Origin of the sequence: Hansschlegelia beijingensis, assembly GCF_045505405.1 — a bacterium.
In the GTDB taxonomy this organism is placed as follows: domain Bacteria; phylum Pseudomonadota; class Alphaproteobacteria; order Rhizobiales; family Methylopilaceae; genus Methylopila; species Methylopila beijingensis_A.
In genome coordinates this window covers 1-3,017 of the sequence record NZ_JBJKEX010000366.1, presented here as the reverse complement: position 1 = coordinate 3,017, position 3,017 = coordinate 1, and the positions used below count along the sequence as shown (strand labels likewise).

Here is a 3,017-nt window from a genome sequence, read left to right as displayed (position 1 = left end):
GGCTGCCTGGGTCTCGACGCTCTGTGGCAGATGACCGGCTTCTTCCTGGGCTGGATCGGCGGCGAGGGTCGCGGCCGCGCGCTCGGGACCGGTGAAGAAGCCGCCCTGGGCGAAGAACCGCGTCTCGCCGCCCCCGCCACGGCGCGTGGCGGGCCACTGGGTCGGCTCCAGTGCGTCATAGGCGTCGTCGTCGAGCTCGGCGAGCGCGCCGATGTCGAAGTCGCGCGCGCCGTCATTCTCGAAGGCCGAAAGCGCGGCGTGCTCGCGGAACGCCTCGCCGGCCGTGCGCCAGGCGAAGGCCGCCCCGAAGCCGAGCCGATCCGCGACGCGGGCGATGATCCACCAGTCCGGCCGCGCCTCGCCGGGCAGGGGCAGAAAAGGGCGCTGACGGGATATGCGCCGTTCGGAATTCGTGACCGTGCCGTCCTTCTCGCCCCACGCCGCCGCGGGCAGCCGGATCTTCGCCCCGGCCGTCAGGGTGTCGTTCGAGGCGACGTTCTCCGAGACGACGAAATGATCGAGCTTCGCCAGAGCCTTGCGCACGGCGTCGGCGCGCGGGATCGAGGCGGCCGGGTTGGTGCCCATCACCCAGAGGGCCCTGATTTCCCCGCGGTCGATCGCCTCGAACATGTCGACCGCCATGCGGCCCTCCGCGCGCGCCATGCGGGGCGCGTCCCAGAAGCGGCGGACGCGGTCGACCGAGGTCGCATCGAAGCCCATGTGGGCGGCCAGCTGGTTAGCGAGGCCGCCGACCTCGCGGCCGCCCATCGCGTTGGGCTGCCCGGTGAGCGAGAACGGGCCCATGCCTTCGCGGCCGATGCGACCCGTCGCGAGATGCACGTTGATGATCGCGTTGACCTTGTCGGTCCCCTGCGCCGACTGGTTCACGCCCTGGCTGTAGAGCGTCACCACGCGTTCGGCGCCGGCGAACAGGTCGTAGAAGGCGGAGAGCTCCGCCTCGGCGAGGCCGCACGCGGCCGCGACGGCGGGGAGATCGGGCGCGATCTCGCGCGCGCGGGCGAGCGCCGCCTGGAGGCCGGACGTGTGGGCGTCGACATAAGCCTGATCGACGAAGCCGCAGTCGGCCAGCGCGACGAGCAGCCCGGAAAACAGCGCGACGTCCGAGCCGCCCCTGAGCTGCAGATGCAGGTCGGCTTCGTCCGCTGTCGCGGTGCGGCGGGGGTCCAGCACGACGATCCTGGTTCCGCGTGCGGCCCGCGCGGCGAGCATCCGCTGGTGCAGCACCGGGTGGCACCAGGCGGCGTTGGAGCCGACGAGCACGAGGAGGTCGGCGGTCTCGAGGTCGCGGTAGACGCCCGGGACGGTGTCCGCGCCGAAGGCGCGCTTGTGGCCCGCGACTGAAGACGACATGCAGAGCCGCGAATTGGTGTCGACGTTCGCAGAGCCGAGGAAGCCTTTGAACAGCTTGTTGGCGGCGTAATAGTCCTCGGTCAGCAACTGGCCTGACAGATAGACGGCGATCGCTCCCGGCCCGTGCCGCTCCAGCGTTTCGCCGAAGCCCCGCGCGACGGAGTCCAGCGCCTCGTCCCAGGACGCCCTGCGGCCCGCGATCTCGGGGTGCAGCAGGCGGCCGTCGAGCGAGAGCGTCTCGCCCAGGGCAGCTCCCTTTGAGCAGAGCCGGCCGAAATTCGACGGATGCGCCGGATCGCCGGCGATGCTTGCGCCGCCGGCGCCGTCGGGCGTCGCCAACACGCCGCAGCCGACGCCGCAATACGGGCAGGCGGTGCGGACCGGCGTCCGCTCGCGCGCATCGGCGTTCACGAGCGGGCCGCCATGTGGGTCAACCCGGCCGCCGCGGGCTTCAATAGACGTCCGCCTGATAGCGGCCGGCCTTGCGCAGCTCGGCGACGAACGCCTTGCCTTCGCGCGCCCCATGTTCGGAGACGATGTCGACCAGCGCCTTCTCGACGTCGGCGGCCATGCGCTTGGCGTCGCCGCAGACGTAGAAATGCGCGCCGCGGTCCAACCAGCTCCAGAGCTCCGCGCCCGCCTCGCGCATGCGATCCTGGACGTAGACCTTCTCCGCGCCGTCGCGGGACCAGGCGAGGGACAGCTTCGTGAGCGCGCCCGCTTGCTGAAGCTCCGCGAGCTCTTCGCGGTAGAGAAAGTCCGTGGCCTCCCGCTGGTGGCCGAAGAACAGCCACGCGCCGCCGGTCGCGCCTGTCGCGCGCCGCTCGCGCAGGAAAGACCGGAACGGCGCGATCCCGGTGCCGGGGCCGACCATGACGATCGGCGTGGCGCCGTCCTTCGGCAGAGCGAAGCCGTGCGCCTTCTGGACGTAGACCTTGAGACAGTCGCCCGGCCCGACCCGGTCCGCGAGATAGGTGGAGGCGAGGCCGAGCCGCATGCGGTCGCCGACGCGGTAGCGGACGGCATCGACCGTTAGGCTGACCTTGCCGGGATCCGCGGAAAGGGCGGAGGAGATCGAGTAGAGCCGCGGCTGCAGGGGCTCGAGGGCCGCCAGAAATTCGGCGACCGGCGGCTTCGCGGCGGGAAACTTCTCCAGCGCGGCGAGCACATCAAGCGTCTCGAGGTCGCCGTCCGGATCCTCGCCGTCCGCGAGCCTCGCGAGCCTCGCCTTGTCGGCGGCGTCCTCCGCATAGGTCCCAAGCAGCTCGAACAGCGCGTCAGGGGCCGCGCCGAGGGACACCTTGTCGGAAAGCCACGCGGCGAGCGGGAGGGTCTCGCCCGCATGGGTCACGACATCGTCCAGCACGCCGCCGAGCCGCGCGGCCACGAGCGCGCAAAGCTCTGGGGCGTTGGAGGCGAACAGGCCGAAGCTGTCGCCCGGCTCATAGCTCAGCCCGCTTTCCGAGAGGTCGATCTCGACGTGGCTCGTCTCCTTGTCGGAGCCTTCCGCGTTGAGGCGCCGTCGCGACAGGAAAGCCGCCTCGACGCCACTGGATGACGGCGGCCTGCTTCATCGTCCTCGCCTTGTCAGGACTGAACTACATCTTCGGCAAGCGCCTGTTGATGCCGTTAATCGGTCCTGACGC

General features: G+C 71.0%; 3 pseudogenes. 1 reads left to right on the top strand and 2 read right to left on the bottom strand.

From position 1 onward, the window contains the following. Positions 1-114, top strand: a pseudogene (locus ACIKT0_RS16080) (beta-hydroxydecanoyl-ACP dehydratase); the annotation flags it as partial. 264 nt (positions 115-378) lie between these two features. Here ACIKT0_RS16080 and ACIKT0_RS16075 read toward each other — a convergent pair. Further along, positions 379-1,896: pseudogene (locus ACIKT0_RS16075) on the bottom strand (molybdopterin-dependent oxidoreductase); the annotation flags it as partial. Next, positions 1,823-2,917: pseudogene (locus ACIKT0_RS16070) on the bottom strand (sulfite reductase subunit alpha); the annotation flags it as partial. The pseudogenes ACIKT0_RS16070 and ACIKT0_RS16075, both read right to left, overlap by 74 nt. Between the last annotated feature and the right edge of the window lie 100 nt (positions 2,918-3,017).